The organism is Sulfuriferula plumbiphila (genome assembly GCF_009938015.1).
GTDB classification, from domain to species: Bacteria; Pseudomonadota; Gammaproteobacteria; order Burkholderiales; family Sulfuriferulaceae; genus Sulfuriferula; species Sulfuriferula plumbiphila.
Window position 1 is genome coordinate 3,195,256 of sequence record NZ_AP021884.1, and the last position, 15,186, is coordinate 3,210,441.

11 protein-coding genes and 1 tRNA gene are annotated in these 15,186 nt (G+C 56.9%); 8 read left to right on the forward strand and 4 right to left on the reverse strand.

What is annotated here, in order from left to right:
- Positions 1 to 40: 40 nt before the first annotated feature.
- The 3 genes from GZH91_RS16395 (at position 41) to GZH91_RS16405 (ending at position 2,588) form a co-directional block, all read left to right on the forward strand.
- Positions 41 to 361 carry a DUF485 domain-containing protein gene (locus GZH91_RS16395; RefSeq protein ID WP_147070889.1) on the forward strand — a complete coding sequence of 107 codons (321 nt, stop codon included), beginning with the start codon at positions 41 to 43 and terminating at the stop codon, positions 359 to 361.
- Between the two features lie 4 nt (positions 362 to 365).
- The gene (locus tag GZH91_RS16400; protein ID WP_147070891.1) at positions 366 to 2,390 is read left to right on the forward strand and encodes a solute symporter family protein; all 2,025 of its coding nucleotides are present in this window, start codon (positions 366 to 368) and stop codon (positions 2,388 to 2,390) included.
- Between the two features lie 122 nt (positions 2,391 to 2,512).
- Positions 2,513 to 2,588, forward strand: a tRNA-Phe gene (locus tag GZH91_RS16405).
- Positions 2,589 to 3,057: 469 nt separating this feature from the next.
- Here GZH91_RS16405 and GZH91_RS16410 read toward each other — a convergent pair.
- Together GZH91_RS16410 and GZH91_RS16415 are read right to left on the reverse strand one after the other, a co-directional pair.
- Complete coding sequence (locus GZH91_RS16410; RefSeq protein WP_147070893.1) at positions 3,058 to 5,250, reverse strand: putative bifunctional diguanylate cyclase/phosphodiesterase; 2,193 nt, start codon at positions 5,248 to 5,250, stop codon at positions 3,058 to 3,060.
- A gap of 18 nt (positions 5,251 to 5,268) precedes the next feature.
- On the reverse strand, positions 5,269 to 7,374 hold the full coding sequence (locus GZH91_RS16415) for an HDOD domain-containing protein (RefSeq protein ID WP_161984308.1): 2,106 nt from the start codon (positions 7,372 to 7,374) through the stop codon (positions 5,269 to 5,271).
- Between the two features lie 199 nt (positions 7,375 to 7,573).
- On the opposite strand from GZH91_RS16415, the gene GZH91_RS16420 reads away from it, so the two are divergent.
- Positions 7,574 to 8,566, forward strand: a complete 993-nt coding sequence (locus tag GZH91_RS16420) for a serine hydrolase (protein WP_147070897.1) — start codon at positions 7,574 to 7,576, stop codon at positions 8,564 to 8,566.
- On the opposite strand, the gene GZH91_RS16425 is transcribed toward GZH91_RS16420, so the two are convergent.
- Complete coding sequence (locus GZH91_RS16425) at positions 8,544 to 8,954, reverse strand: hypothetical protein (protein WP_147070899.1); 411 nt, start codon at positions 8,952 to 8,954, stop codon at positions 8,544 to 8,546. The genes GZH91_RS16420 and GZH91_RS16425 overlap by 23 nt on opposite strands.
- A 126-nt stretch (positions 8,955 to 9,080) precedes the next feature.
- Positions 9,081 to 9,845: an IclR family transcriptional regulator gene (locus GZH91_RS16430; RefSeq protein WP_223264479.1), complete on the reverse strand. Its 765-nt coding sequence runs from the start codon at positions 9,843 to 9,845 to the stop codon at positions 9,081 to 9,083.
- Between the two features lie 167 nt (positions 9,846 to 10,012).
- On the opposite strand from GZH91_RS16430, the gene GZH91_RS16435 reads away from it, so the two are divergent.
- From GZH91_RS16435 to GZH91_RS16455, 4 genes are all read left to right on the forward strand, one after another.
- Positions 10,013 to 10,747 (forward strand): (Fe-S)-binding protein, encoded by a 735-nt coding sequence (locus GZH91_RS16435; protein WP_147070901.1) that lies wholly within the window; start codon positions 10,013 to 10,015, stop codon positions 10,745 to 10,747.
- A complete protein-coding gene (locus tag GZH91_RS18520; protein ID WP_443098183.1) occupies positions 10,747 to 12,768 on the forward strand; it encodes a LutB/LldF family L-lactate oxidation iron-sulfur protein in 2,022 nt (673 codons plus the stop codon). Before GZH91_RS16435 ends, GZH91_RS18520 begins: the two co-directional genes overlap by 1 nt.
- A gap of 246 nt (positions 12,769 to 13,014) precedes the next feature.
- The gene (locus tag GZH91_RS16450; RefSeq protein ID WP_147070912.1) at positions 13,015 to 14,232 is read left to right on the forward strand and encodes an ABC transporter substrate-binding protein; all 1,218 of its coding nucleotides are present in this window, start codon (positions 13,015 to 13,017) and stop codon (positions 14,230 to 14,232) included.
- Between the two features lie 81 nt (positions 14,233 to 14,313).
- The gene (locus GZH91_RS16455) at positions 14,314 to 15,186 is read left to right on the forward strand and encodes a branched-chain amino acid ABC transporter permease (protein ID WP_147070914.1); all 873 of its coding nucleotides are present in this window, start codon (positions 14,314 to 14,316) and stop codon (positions 15,184 to 15,186) included.

The following is a 15,186-nucleotide window of genomic DNA, read 5'->3' on the forward strand; positions in this document are numbered from 1 at the left end:
TGCTCAACGGCAGCCATGCCCAACCGCCACAGGAGGCAACATGACCACCACCAAAATGAACTGGCGGGCGATTGATGCTGATCCCCGCTTCCAGGCATTACACCGCAAAAAAAGCCGGTTTCTGTGGGGCTTGATGATTTTTTCGATGATCTATTACTTTCTGCTGCCGATCGGCACAGCGTATTTCCAGGAAATATTCAAAATCAAGGTATGGGGGCCAGTCAATATCGGCCTCCTGTTCGCATTGTCCGAGTTTGTGGTGGCGTGGCTGGTTGCCTATATCTATTCGCGCAAGGCCAACACCGAATTCGACGCCATGGCACAAGACATCGTCAACGACGCGCACAACCTGGGAGCCTGACGCCATGCGAATTCTGAACAATATGCCCCAATGGCTGGGACTCATCCTGCTCAGCATTTTTAGCAATGCCGCCCGCGCCGGTGAAGGGGCGGTCAGCGCGGAATACAAATGGATCACCTTCGCGGTGTTCGGCAGCATCATCGCGCTGACCATGGCCATTACCTACTGGGCAGCCAAACGCACCCATACCGCGGTTGAGTTTTATGCTGCCAACCGCTCTATTTCGGGTTTACAGAACGGCTGGGCGATTGCCGGTGACTACCTGTCCGCCGCCTCCTTCCTGGGCATCGCCGGCCTGATCTCCCTCTATGGTTACGATGGCTTCATGTACTCGGTGGGCTTTCTGATGGCCTACATCACCGTGCTGCTGGTGATTGCCGAGCCGTGTCGCAATATCGGCAAATACACCCTGGGCGACATCCTGGCGTTCCGCAATGACCCGAAGAAGGCCAAGACCATCGCTGCCATTACCACCATCACCGTGTCCATCTTCTATCTGACCGCCCAGATGGTGGGTGGCGGAATACTGGTCAAAACCCTGATCGGCATCGATTACGAGGTGTCGGTCATCGCAGTGGGCTTGCTGATGCTGGCCTATGTGGTGTTTGGCGGCATGGTCGCCACCACCTGGGTACAGATCGTCAAAGCCGTACTGCTGGTGGCTGCCTCCGTCGTCCTGGTGGTACTGGTGTGGGCGCCGTACGGCTTCAGCCTGCCCGGCTTTCTGAACGGCGTGGTTCATTATGAGGGGGTGCAGCAACAGGTCGCCAAGCTGCTGGGTTCTGCGGCAACCAATATGACCCCCGAGGAGCTGGGGCAGCGTTTCCTGGAGCCCGGTCTGTTCCTGAAGAGCCCGATCGACCAGATATCCCTGGGCCTGGCGCTGGTGCTGGGCACCGCCGGCCTGCCCCATATCCTGATGCGTTTCTTCACCGTGCCGAACGCCAAGGAAGCGCGCAAGTCCGTGATGTGGGCCATGGTCATCATCGGCGGCTTCTACCTGCTGACCTTGTTCCTCGGTCTGGGTGCAGCCATCAACGTGGGCCCCGCCAACATCGCAGCACTGGACAAGGGCGGCAACATGGCAGCACCCATTCTGGCCCAGTACCTGGGCGGAGGTGCGCATTCCATGCTCGGCAATTTCTTCCTCGCCTTTGTGGCGGCCGTCGCTTTCGCCACCATCGTCGCCGTGGTGGCCGGCCTGGTGCTCGCCTCCGCTTCCGCGATGGCCCACGATATTTATGTGGGTGTCATCCGCGGCGACCATGCGACACCGGATGAGCAGGTAAAAGCGGCGCGGATATCCACATTGATCGTGGGCATCATCGCCATTGTCATCGGCATCGCTGCCAAAGGCCAGAACGTGGCTCACCTGGTTGGCATGGCCTTCGCCGTGGCCGCCTCGAGCAATCTGCCAGCAGTGCTCCTCACCCTGCACTGGAAACGCTGCAACACTGGCGGCGTGGTCCTGGGTATGCTGGTGGGTGCGATTACCGCCATTGCCCTGGTCATGGTTTCGCCCAACATGACCTACCCCAAGGACGTGGTGAAAGCCGCCAACAAGGTGCTGCAGGGCGAGCCCGCTGTAGAAGCCAAACCTGCCGTGGCAGCACAGCCTGGCGAAGGTTTTGTGTGCGAACTGTTTGCCGCGTGCAAAAAATCCGAGCCGGCCAAACCTGCGACCCTGGCCAGGCCCGCCACGCCTGGTGCAGTGGAGAAGCTGGCTACGCTCAGCACCCAACTGGCCAGCATCACCGACGCTGCGGAAATTGCCAAAACCAGAAACGAAATCGACAAGCTGGAGAAGGCCATTAAAAAAGCCCGGGATGACCTGAAACAGTACGAAGGAAAGACCAGCATCGTCGGTCTGGAAAAGCCCTTCTTTCTGCTCAAGAACCCTGGGCTGATTTCCATCCCGCTGGGTTTTCTGATGGTGGTTATGGGTTCGCTGCTATATCGCGACCCACATGCGGCGGAAATGTGGGACGAGATTTATGTGCGCCAGAACACCGGCATCCACGCCCACTGAGCGCAGGGCTAAACACGCCACGCAAGCCTCTGACGTACACCAGTCAGAGGCTTTTTTTACGCCAGCAATCCCGAAAAAAACTTGACGAAATGACCCTCACAGGGTCTAATGGCGGGCTTCACGGCCAGGTAGCTCAGTTGGTAGAGCAGCGGATTGAAAATCCGCGTGTCGGCAGTTCGATTCTGCCCCTGGCCACCAACCAACACCATAAAAAAGAATGACGGCCGCAAGCGCCGTATAACTTTTTTATCTTTTTTCCGGAATACCCTCCGGCAAAATCTCGACAGGCATCCCTCCTGCAAGCAGCCGAAACACCGTTTAATAGCATCCCAAATTGTTCATTGGCAGAAATTGGTAACAACTATCAAAACCGGGCACTGCAAATTTCACTTTTTTCACAAAATATGCGGCGGCTGCGGATGCCGAACCAGAATTCGATCTTACTGATCCAGCTTACTGAAGTGGGCATCGGCGCTTCAGTGGATACACGATTAAGACCGAAGCTGAACCGGCGGGAATACCTGACCGGCACCAGATATATGGCAGGATTCAAAGTCGGGACATTCAGGCAATTCTTCGAGGCGAGCACGGGCATCTGTGGCAGCCCCGCCTCCACCGTGACGTGCGTGAGGCGGATACGCTTTCCAGGTGTTGGCACGCGGACCGACTATCCACCACCAAACATCGCCGGCAGAGTGATGTTTTCTGCCAGCAGAGTGGTAGCGGCCTGCGCTGTTAGCGGTTCGCTTAACAGGAAACCTTGTATTTCGTCACACCCCATCTTGCGCAGGAAGGCAAGCTGGTTTTCTGTCTCTACCCCTTCGGCTATCAGGTTCAGGTGCAGGCCTTTGGCCATGGCAATGATCGCTGTGACGATCGAGGTATCGCCGTCGCGCTCAATATCCGCGATAAAGGATTGATCAATTTTAATGGTGTGGATGGGGAATTTCTTCAGATAATTGAGTGAGGAGTAACCGGTACCGAAATCATCAATTGCAATCTTGATTCCGCTTGCACTCAGCTGTTTGAGCTTTTCAACGGTGCGCTCAACGTCTTTCATGATCAGGTTTTCGGTAATCTCCACTTCCAGCACGCCCTGATCCAGGTCATGCTGGTGTATCGTATCCAGAATATGGTCGACAAATGTGGGCTGCTCCATCTGGCGCGGGGAAATGTTAATGGCCAGCCGCACCGGTGGCAGCCCCTGTGTTTTCCAGGTTTTGAGCTGATGGCATGCGGTATTCAGCATCCATTCGCCAATAGCGGCGATCATGCCGGTTTCTTCTGCAAGCGGGATGAATTCAGCAGGTGAAACCAGCCCACGCACCGGATGTTGCCAGCGTATCAAACATTCGAACCCAACTATGTGTCCGCGTTTAAGATCGACCTGGGGCTGGTAGTATGCCACCAGCTGATTACGCTCCAGGGCATGGCGCAGGTCGTTCTCCAGTGACAGACGGTTGGATAACGGCACATTCATGCCCATGTGAAACAGCTGACAATTGTCACGCCCGCAGGTTTTGGCGTGATAGAGCGCAATGTCGGCGTGCTTGATGAGGCTGTCGCCCGTTTCGCCGTCGTTGGGGTAGAGCGATACGCCTATGCTCACCGTGGCAAACAATTCGCGATGGTCGATGTGAAATGGCTTGCCCAATGCGCCACTCACCTTGTCGGCAATGCTCGCCACCACTTCGATACCGCCGATTTGTGGCAACAACAGACTGAACTCATCCCCACCCATGCGCGCCAACGTATCGCCTTCACGCAAGCATCCGTGCAGGCGTGCGGCGACGGCAAGCAGCAATTGGTCACCGAAAACATGGCCAAGCGTATCGTTGACCACCTTGAAGTGATCCATGTCCAGACACATTACGGCGAACATCTCGCCATTGTGGCGCGACTGGGCAATGGCGAGATTGAGGCGGTCCTTGAACAGCACGCGATTGGGCAGGCCGGTGAGCAGGTCGTGGTAAGCCTGATAATAGATGGTTTCTTGGGCTTTTTTGCGCTCGCTGATGTCCTTCGCCACGCCGTAGGTACCCAGATAGCGCGACGCAAACTTGTTGTCAGACTGCTCGTACATCCCGATCGCGTTGAGCTCGACCACCAGAACCCGGCTGTCGGGTGCGTTGGGGCGTGTGCAGTCCTTGCATTTCAGACGCAACTCAACGTAGCGCGAAGCGCGTTTTCCGGTACGCCGCTCATTGAACACATACTGGGCATGGGCAAAATCATCGTCGTGAACCACGACGGTGTAATGCTGGCCGAGCAACTCTTCGTGCCTGTAGCCCAGTAGTGATTCGACGCGGTCATTGACGAAAGTGAAACGACCTTCGCAATCCAGGGTATAGATAAAATCAGGCGAGCTATTGACCAGAAACCGGTGCCATTTTTCAGACTGCTCCATCTGCTGCAGCATGGAGCGGTTTTCCAGCTCCAGGCGGCGGCGCTGAATGACGTTTCCCACACGCTTGAGCATTTCATCGGGCTGGTATGGCTTGCGCAAAAAATCCTGGGCCCCCCCACGCAGCGCGTCGATCACCGAATCCACCGAGTCATCGCCACTGACCACAATCACCGGCGTATCCAGTCCGCGCCGGGCAATGAAATCCAGTACCTCGGTGCCATGAATATCAGGCATGAACAGGTCCAGCAGGATGGCGTCAAAGTGCTGGCGCGCAATCTGCACCAGTGCGTCGCGACCATTGCGCGCCACGCTGGCTTCGTAACCGTTTTGCAGCAAAATATCGCGCAGGCTGTCGCGCAGCAGCGGCTCGTCATCGACTACCAGGATGCGCGGTACACTGAATACCTGGTGTACCTGCCCTTCGATGATGCGCTGTTTTAATTCTGCCAGCATGGGTATCCTTGCTAAAGACTAATGGCGCTTGCTATTGGCGGGAAGACGCACAATAAATGCGGTTCCGGCAGGCCGTGCTTCACATTCAATCGCACCACCCAGGCCTCGCACCAGACCGTACACGATGGATAATCCAAGACCGGCGTGGTCTCCATCCTTGGTGGTAATGACTGGCTGGAATAATTTGGCACGGACTGCATCGGGGATGCCGGATCCGCCGTCCTCAACACACAGCTCTACCCAACTGTCCGCGCCGCGCTGCAATCGACTTGAGGCGATGTGCAACTTGCCGCCTTCCGGCATTGCCTCTGCAGCATTTTTAATCAAATTGTGCAGCACCTGCTTGATCTGACCCACATCACTGATCAGCTCCGGAAGATCCGCCGCGAGCAGGGTTTCCACCTGTATCCGCCCAGGCGTGAGCATGGTTGGCTTGAGCAACCCCACCACTTCCAGCACGACCCGGTTAATATCTACAGGCGCAGCCACTCTGGGGCCATTACCCGGCCTCCCGAGCAGCCCCTTGAGTAGACTGCTGACGCGCTCAATTTCGTCGGTAATGATTTTCAGATCACCGTGTGCCGGATCTTCCCGGGGCAGCTTGGCACCCAGGATGCGCAGATAATTTTTGACGATATTGAGCGGATTATTGACCTCATGCATTATTTTTCCTGCCTGCTCGATACGTGGCGCCGGCACCGCCGGGGCAGCCTGTTTTTGTCGTAGCGCCCGCGCCGCCTGTCGGATAAAACGCGTCAGCAATGACAAACGCTCGTCCAGCAATGCAACTTCTTCCGGATCCACCCCGCATACCACCAATCCCAACGGCACACCCGCATCCAGAAGCGGCAAGCACAACATGCCACTTTTGCCGGTCAGACCAATCACCTGCTCATCCAGTACGGTCAACGGCTGGGTATCCGGCTGCAGGCTATGCGCGGGCTGCCCCTGACGCAGAGTAAGTGCCAGCATGCTGTATGGATCATCCGGCGGAATGAGTATTTGCCCTGCCAAACCGTCAGCACCATCACCCACTCCTCGCAACATGCCGTCCCGCCCGTGCGGCAGAAACAAGATCGCATCCTTCAACCCAAATGCTGCATGCAGACTGTAGCTGAGCGCCCCGCGCCAGGCCGCATTGTCGACTGCCGCAAACATGCCATTTTTCAATGTATCGAACAGCACCATATCGCGGACACGTTCTGCCAGCTGCTCGCGCACACCCTGGTCGGCCAGTTCCTGGGCAGACGGATTCACTCGGCCGGGGTCTGCCCGATGGCGCCGCCGCTCACCTTCTTCTTCGCGCGCGGACGTATCTTCCGGTTCCGTTGCCGCTGCGGTATTCAGCTCAAAGGTATGCTCTGCCTCACGCAAGCGCGCATGGGCAAGCTGTGCAACTGCCTGCGCATCGGCGGGTGTGAGATTCAACAAACTCAACATTTGCGCATCATGGGGCGTAGCCTCGTCCAGCTCGGTGAGATGCTGAGCCACGCTCACAATCCGCAGCAGCGGATGAGCGTTGGTGAGCCGGGCTGCCGACTCATGGTGATAACGTATCGCATCCGCAAGGAACGAGCGCATGCCCCAGCTGCGGACTATTGCGCCACCCGCCTCGGCATGGTTAACCCCCAGCATGCGTGACTCGCGTGCCATTAGTACGCCCTCATCGTGCGTGCCGTCCTGTACGTTGACATATTCAGCGGGAAAGCCCGTCCATAATGCATTGCGCCCAATATCGTGCAACAAGCCCGCCAGATAGGCTTCTTCACTATCCGCATAAGCCGCTTTGACCGCCAGTGCCTGGGCCAGATGCGCAGTGATCACGGCATGCCGCCACAGCTGGCGGATTGCATACCAATCAACTGCCGATTTAACGGTGGCGCCAATCAGCGCCGAATTCAATGCAATCGCGCGCACCTTTTCCACACCCAGTGTCTGCAGTGCAGACAGCAGCAAACCCTGTCGTGTCATTGCAACTGGGGCACGTGCGCTGGCGCAGGCAATCACCTTCGCGCTCAATACGGAATCCTGCCGTAACAGCGCAGCCACATCCCCAATAGTTACATCCTCCTGATCGCAAACAGCCAGTAGCTTGAGCAATAGATGCGGGAGCGATGGGAGCATAGTTATGTCTATTTTTTCGAGCATTTTATGTAGATCAGCTCCCATGTCGTTCTTTATAATTTGAAATTATTCTGCGTGTCAATGGAAATCCGGACTTTCTGAATGCCTGGTTCGATAGTTAAAATAAATCTAAAGTTATTGCGCCAAGTGCCGCTTTTTTTGATACATTCCATCCAACACGGCCCACGCCCTATACGCCATGAATGCCAAGCTATTCGCGCTCCTGATCGCTTCACTCTCTGCAATGTCGGCCTTGCATGCCCATGCTGCGGTTCGTCACACCCACCATCACTCCGTTGCGGAGAATGCTACAACTGCAATATCCAGCACTCCGCTGAATGAACCACAACTCAATGCACTGTCCGTTTTGGTGCTCAATCAGAACAATGGACAGACGCTGTATCAGAAAAATATTGACGTCCAGACCCCGATTGCTTCCATTACCAAGCTGATGACCGCCATGGTAATGCTGGACGCACATTTGCCCATGGATGAAGCCATCACCATCGGCCCGCTCGATGTGGACAATTTGCGCCACAGCAGCTCACGCCTGGCTGTCGGCACCACACTCAGTCGCGGGGAGCTCCTCCATCTTGCGCTGATTGCTTCGGAGAATCGTGCTGCCCATGCCCTAGCGCGAAACTATCCAGGCGGACTTCAGCGTTTCATCAATGCCATGAACAACAAGGCACGCGCACTCAATATGCGACACACTACATTTGAAGACCCTACCGGGTTATCCAGCAATAACCGTTCCACGGCCGAGGATCTGGCCAAAATGGTGGAAGCTGCCGCGCGCTACCCGCAAATACGCGACATCACTACCACCGGCAGCTATGAAATCACTCGGTCAGCGCTGGTGCGCGTCGGCCACAGGCGCAAAAAAGAGTGGCGACATATCGTGCGACGTGTCGAATTTCATAACACCAACCGATTAGTAAGGAATGAAAACTGGAATATCGGCCTGTCCAAGACCGGATTTATCAATGAAGCCGGGCATTGCCTGGTGATGCAAGCGAAAATCGCGCAAAAAGAGGTGATTATTGTTTTGCTGGATGCCGGGAAATATGCGCGTGTTACCGACGCTGAACGTATCAAAACCTGGCTGGAGCATCGCGCAGCCAGTACTGTCGCACTCAGGCTCGATGCCACGTCCTCGCTGCGCTCATCTAGCACTTACGCGAAAAACTGAGAATTTTGGCGGGCGGTGCATCGGCAATCCGGCGTTCGGATAACAGCATCAGCGCCTTGTAAAATTCCGCAACCAGGCGCTGCATGGTGTGCGCTGCGCGCTTATCGTAATACACCAGGTCGAACGGCACCGGGTCCTCCAGCGCGATCCGGCTACCCGGATGAAATGATTGCCAGGCCAGTTCGATCAGGCCGGGCCGTTCCCGGTCCACAAAAATGAATTCCGCCTTATCCAGCACTGCCATATATTGCATGGTGCGGATAGGCACGAATACACAGCCGGTCTGACTCTGCGCCAGTAGCGTATGGGCAAGATTGTATATGGCTGCGGGCAGGGTACGCGTGGTGCGCAGCAATTCGCTGTCGGGCCGGTAAAAAGATTCCTGCAAAGCTTGCCCCTTAATGGACCTGGTGGGTTTGTTACCATCCGCCATCACCAGTCTATCCGATTTTTCCCGTCCTTATGTCCGCTGCCTGTTTTTCCAATTTTCCATGGAAAAACGTTGCGATCCACTTTATCCGGGATAGCCCATGGCCCTGGAGATTTCGTCGGCGACTTCCTTCACCCTGCCTGACCTCCTGAAATTTATTCGATCCGCTGGAGCCGAAATGGACAGCCCGGCCACCAGCTTCCCTGAAGAATCGCAAACTCCGGCACCAATACAGCAAACCCCTTTTTCCGCCTCCTCGTTATCGATAGCGAATCCGACGCGGCTAGCCTTTTCAACCTCTTCGCGCAACCTCTCGAGGGTGGTAATCGTGTTTTTGGTAAATGCCGGCATGCCGGTGCGCAGCGCGTATTCCTCGCAACTTTGCTGGCCATCCTGGGCAAGAAAGATTTTGCCGACAGCCGTAATATGAAGCGGCGCCCGCGTCCCGACCACTTGTACGACGCGCATCATCGACTTGCCCGCCGTCACGCGCTCGATATAGACGATTTCGTCCCCCTGGCGCAGGGTCAGGTTGACGGTTTCGTCCAGTTCGTCGCGCAGTTTTTGCATGAAAGGTAACGCCACCTGGCGTACGTTGATGCGCGCCTTGACCAGGTTTCCAAGCTCCAGCAGCTTGATACCGAGCTGATAGTTGCCCGGTTCGACGCGTTCCACAATCCCTTTTTCTACCATGACACCCAGGATGCGATGCGCACTGGATGGGTGCAGGCTGGTCTGGGCTGCCAATTGTTTCAGGCCGAGGGGTTCGGCGTGGTCGGCCAATACGTTCAGCAGCTTCATCATGCGGTCGATGACCTGAATCGACGATCTGGATTCAACTTCGCTCAATTGTCATTCCCTCTTAAACCGAATACTGTCGCATCGCTGTTGCAGCATATGAAATATGGGATCATTATGCAAAAAATTTTCCCGGTGGCAAAGTAGTGTCAACCTGCTTACGCCGTCATGCGTGGCCGGGCAAGTATTGAACTGCTATATATCCTGGAGACGAGGTAATGCGCGTGGGTTTATTTGTCACCTGCCTGGTTGATGCGATGCGCCCCCGCATCGGCTTCGCCGCAATCAGCTTGCTGGAAGCAGCCGGCTGCGAAGTCGTTGTACCAGAAGATCAGACCTGCTGCGGCCAACCCGCCTACAACTCCGGCGACCGGGAGACCGCCCAAACACTGGCACTGAAATTGCTCGGCGAATTTGAAGCGTGCGACTATGTTGTGGTGCCTTCCGGCTCCTGCGCCGGCATGATCCGGGTACATTACCCCGACTTGTTCAGCGATGACCCCGCTGTTCTGAGCAGAATTGCTCTCCTTGGCCAGCGCACTTACGAACTGACGGATTTCCTGGTCAACGTGGCCAGGCTCGGGGAAGCTCCCGGACACTTCCGCGGCACGCTAACCTACCATGATTCCTGCTCCGGCCTGCGCGAGCTGGGCATACAAGACCAACCCCGCGTCCTGCTGGCGAAAATGGCCGGCGTGACTTTGCAGGAAATGGTCGAATCCACTACCTGCTGCGGTTTTGGCGGGGCGTTCGCGGTAAAGTTTGGGGAATTATCCACACGCATGGCGGACAACAAGTGCAGCCACATTGAGGCAGCTGGCGTCGATGCCATCGTCGCTGGCGATCTCGGCTGCCTGCTCAACATTGAGGGGCGCCTGCGCCGCCGTGGCAATCACACCACCCAGGTTCTGCATATCGCGGAAGTACTGGCCGGCAACGGGGGGGGCGCGTGATGCAAGTCTCCGCTATCCATTTCAAACGCTCTGTCACGGAAAAACTCAGCGACGAGAATCTCCAGAACGCCCTGTCGCGCCTGCAAACCCGCTTTGTAGGCGGGCGCGCTGCGGTCATCGGTGAAATCGCCGATTTCGAGGCAAGCCGTACAGCGGCGGCGGCGATCCGCGACCGCGTGCTGAACAACCTGGACCAGTGGCTGCTGCGTTTCGAACAGCAGGCGAGCGCCCGCGGCGCGACAGTGCACTGGGCGGAAAGCGGCGCCGACGTCAATCGCATTGTTGCCGAAATCGCCGCCCGGCATGGCGTGCGCAAGGCGGCCAAATCCAAGTCCATGGTGAGCGAGGAATGCGGCCTCAACGAAGCGCTGGAACGCCAGGGCGTCGAGGTAGTCGAGACCGACCTGGGTGAATATATTCTGCAGCTCGCCCACGAAGCACCCTCCCATATCGTGGCACCGGTGGTGCACAAGAACAAGGAGGAAATTGCCGACCTGTTCGCGGACAAGCACCGGCGTCCGCGCAAGACCGACATTACCGAGTTATGCCGCGAAGCGCGGGAAATCCTGCGGCCGGCGTTTCTTTCCGCCGACATGGGCATCTCCGGCGCGAACTTCCTGGTGGCGGAAACCGGTTCGGCGCTGATCGTCACCAACGAAGGCAATGGCCGCCTGGTGACGACACTGCCGCGGGTACATGTCGCCATTACCGGCATCGAGAAGGTGGTGCCGACACTGGAAGATGTGACCACCCTGCTGCGGCTTCTGCCGCGCTCCGCCACCGGCCAATCCATTACCAATTATGTGTCGGTGCTGACCGGCGTCAAAGACGCTGGCGATCATGACGGGCCCGAGCATTTTCACATCATTCTTGTCGACAATGGCCGCAGCAGCCTGCTCGGCGGCGAAATGCAGAGCATGCTGCGCTGCATCCGCTGCGGCGCCTGCATGAATCATTGCCCGGTGTATCAGAACATTGGTGGCCACGCCTATGGCTGGGTTTACCCAGGACCGATGGGCTCGATTTTGACACCGACTTTCGTTGGTCTGGAGAATGCGCCGGACTTGCCCAATGCCTCCACCCTGTGCGGCGCTTGCGGCGTGGTATGCCCGGTGAAGATCCCTCTGCCGGATCTGCTGCGCCGGCTGCGCGAGGAACAGATGGCGCGAGGACTGAAACCTCGTCCTCAAACTCTGGTCGTGGATGGCGCGCCACCCGGCCGTCTATGCCATGGCAACAAAAATCACAGTCCGGGTTTTGAAATACGCGGGGGGCACAGAAGGCTTGTTGCATCGCCTGCCCGGCGCGTCAGGCTGGACCGGTGGCCGGGATCTACCGGCACCGGCGGGCAAGACCTTTCGCGAACTTTACCGCCAGGGGAAACGGTCATGAGCGCCCGGGATCGAATTCTGGCACGCATCGGCAAGGCGCTGAGCAGCAGCACCGCGGCTGAGATCGACGCCTACCTTGCCGCGCATCCGCGCGGACCGGCACCACCTTTACCGGATAATCTGGTAACGCATTTCAGGGAGCGTGCCTTACAGTTATCCAGCGATGTGATCGAAGTCGCCGATAGCACCGAGATTCCGGCACGGCTGGCGCACTACCTTGCCGAGCGGGGTCTGCCGCCCCGTGGCGTATGCTGGCCCGTTCTCGCCAGCCTGCCGTGGGACGAGGCTAATCTGGAGATTGCAGTACGGCCAGCCGACAGCGAGGATCTGGTTGGCATCACCGGCACATTTTGCGCGATTGCCGAAACCGGCACGCTGATGACGCTGTCCGGCCCGGAGACGCCACCCGGCAATAGTCTGCTGCCGGAAACCCATGTTGCCATTCTGGACACCCGGCGTATCGTCGCCTCAATGGAAGACGCCTGGGATCTCCTGCGCAGGGAATACAAGGTCCCGCCGCGCGCGGTCAATTTCATTTCCGGTCCTTCACGTACTGCAGATATCGAACAGACCGTCACGCTGGGCGCACACGGCCCCTATCGCGTACTGATCATTTTGGTATGCGGTTGACAGGATGGCAGCAAAATACCGCTGTTCTTAATAAGAATTAGAATTAAATAATATTATCAATAACTTGATAATATTATTGTATTCGCACAAATTCTTGAAACTGGAAAATTTATCAGCTAGAGTATCCCATAGTGCAGCAATGAGTTTTACAATATGAAATTCCGTCGTCGCGCGCTGCGCAGTATGGAACGCACCGTCAATCCGTCCTGCGGTTTGACATTACAACCACGATCCAAGGAGCAATTTATGAATATCAGCCTTAAGGCATTGGTAGCAGCGCTTGCGCTGTGCGCCTCCACCGCGGCGATTGCGGCAGAACCCATCAAGATCGGCGTTTCCGGCCCCTTCACCGGCGGGTCCGCGCCGATGGGTGTCAGCATGCGTGACGGCGTGAAATTGGCGGCGGCAGAAATCAACAGCAGAGGCGGCATCCTTGGCCGCCAGATTCAGCTGATCGAGCGTGATGACCAGGCGGATAACAGCCGCGGTATCCAGGTTAGCCAGGAACTGATTAACCGGGAACATGTGGTCGCGACACTGGGCTTCATCAACACCGGGGTGTCGCTGGCAGCCCAGCGCTTCTATGAGGAAGCGAAAATTCCGGTAATCAACAACGTCGCCACCGGTTCCATCGTCACCAAGCAGTTCCTGCCGCCGCAATATCCTGACAACTACGTGTTCCGCACTTCCGCCAACGACACCATCCAGTCCGCGCTGATTGTCAATGACGCGATCGACAAGCGCAAGTTCACCAAGGTGGCAATTCTGGCCGACTCCACCAACTACGGCCAGCTCGGCCGCGAAGACCTGGAAAAAGCGCTGGCAGCGAAAGGCATCAAGCCGGTCGCGGAAGAAAAATTCAATATCAAGGATGTGGACATGACCGCCCAGTTGCTCAAGGCCAAACAAGCCGGCGCCCAGGCGATCCTGACTTACGGCATCGGGCCTGAACTGGCGCAAATCGCCAACGGGATGGAAAAACTCGGCTGGAAAGTACCGATGATCGGCAGCTGGACCCTGTCGATGGGCAACTTCATCGACAATGCCGGCAAAAACGGCGAAGGTGCACGCATGCCACAGACCTTCATCCAGGAACCCAACACGCCGAAGCGCAAGGCATTTATTACCGCCTATCAGCATGCATATAAAGTCGATCGCATTCCTTCCCCGGTTTCAGCTGCCCAGGGTTACGATTCGATGTACCTTCTGGCGGCCGCCATCAAGCAGGCTGGCAGCACCGACGGACCAAAAATCCGTGAAGCGCTGGAAAACCTGCATACCAAGGTGGATGGTGTGATCACGACTTACAACCACCCCTACACCCACGACAATCATGAAGCCATCACCATGAACATGACCGTGATGGGCGAAGTCAAGAACGGGCGCGTGGCTTATGCCTACGATGCCGACCTCGGCACACCGGCGCAAGAAAAGAAACAGGTCAAGACTCATCCCAAAAAGTAATTCGCAACCGGGCGAACCTATCGCAACTCCATGAGCCGGGACAAGGTCAGTTCCCGGCTCATTTCAGATGGAAAGCTCTCCATGCAAATCCTCGCGCAACTGATTGTAAGCGGCATATCGCTCGGCATGATTTACGCCGTGATTGCCTTTGGTTATCAACTGACGTTTGCCACCTCGCGCACCCTTAACTTCGGTCAAGGCGAAGCGCTGATGCTGGGTGCGCTGGTCGGCCTTACCCTGGTTGGTCACATGAGCTACTGGCTGATGATCCCATTGGTGCTGGTTTTCGGCGCGTTGCAGGGCGCCGTAGTGGAACGCGTCGCCGTGCGCCCCGCGCTCAAGACAAAATCCGAATTCGGCTGGATCATGGGCACAATTGCCCTGGCCATCATTTTCAAAAACGTGGCGGAAAACATCTGGGGCCGCGACGATCTCAAGTTTCCTTCGCCGCTGCCGGAAACGCCGCTCACATTCCACGGTATTCACGTGCTGCCGATGGAAATAGTAGTTGTCGTAGGCGCCCTCGGCATGATGCTGGCAGTGGAACTGTTCAACCGCAAATCCATCTACGGCAAGGCGGTGGTGGCAACTTCCAACGACCGTGACGCCGCCGGACTGATGGGCATCAACACCCGCATGGTGATCACCTTTTCCTATGCCTTGAGCTCCATGACTGCCGCCTTCGCCGGGGTGCTGATCGCTCCCCTGACCCTCACTGGCGCCACCATGGGTGTAGTGCTGGGACTGAAAGCGTTTGCTGTTGCCATTATCGGCGGCCTCAACAGCGGCATGGGGGTGATCGTCGGCGGGCTGCTGCTGGGTATCGCAGAAACCACCACCGGTTTCTACCTCTCCACCGGCTACAAAGACGTTCCTGGTCTGGTACTGCTGTTGCTGGTGCTGTCGGTCAAGCCAGCCGGTCTGTTCGGCAAAACCGTGATCAACAAGGTATAA

Bases quoted from the DNA above. Each gene is read 5' to 3' on its own strand.
- GZH91_RS18520 (WP_443098183.1), top strand. From the start codon at position 10,747: ATGCAAGTCTCCGCTATCCATTTCAAACGCTCTGTCACGGAAAAACTC.
- GZH91_RS16420 (WP_147070897.1), top strand. From the start codon at position 7,574: ATGAATGCCAAGCTATTCGCGCTCCTGATCGCTTCACTCTCTGCAATG.
- GZH91_RS16395 (WP_147070889.1), top strand. From the start codon at position 41: ATGACCACCACCAAAATGAACTGGCGGGCGATTGATGCTGATCCCCGC.
- GZH91_RS16455 (WP_147070914.1), top strand. From the start codon at position 14,314: ATGCAAATCCTCGCGCAACTGATTGTAAGCGGCATATCGCTCGGCATG.
- GZH91_RS16415 (WP_161984308.1), bottom strand. From the start codon at position 7,374: ATGCTCCCATCGCTCCCGCATCTATTGCTCAAGCTACTGGCTGTTTGC.
- GZH91_RS16450 (WP_147070912.1), top strand. From the start codon at position 13,015: ATGAATATCAGCCTTAAGGCATTGGTAGCAGCGCTTGCGCTGTGCGCC.
- GZH91_RS16410 (WP_147070893.1), bottom strand. From the start codon at position 5,250: ATGCTGGCAGAATTAAAACAGCGCATCATCGAAGGGCAGGTACACCAG.
- GZH91_RS16400 (WP_147070891.1), top strand. From the start codon at position 366: ATGCGAATTCTGAACAATATGCCCCAATGGCTGGGACTCATCCTGCTC.
- GZH91_RS16435 (WP_147070901.1), top strand. From the start codon at position 10,013: ATGCGCGTGGGTTTATTTGTCACCTGCCTGGTTGATGCGATGCGCCCC.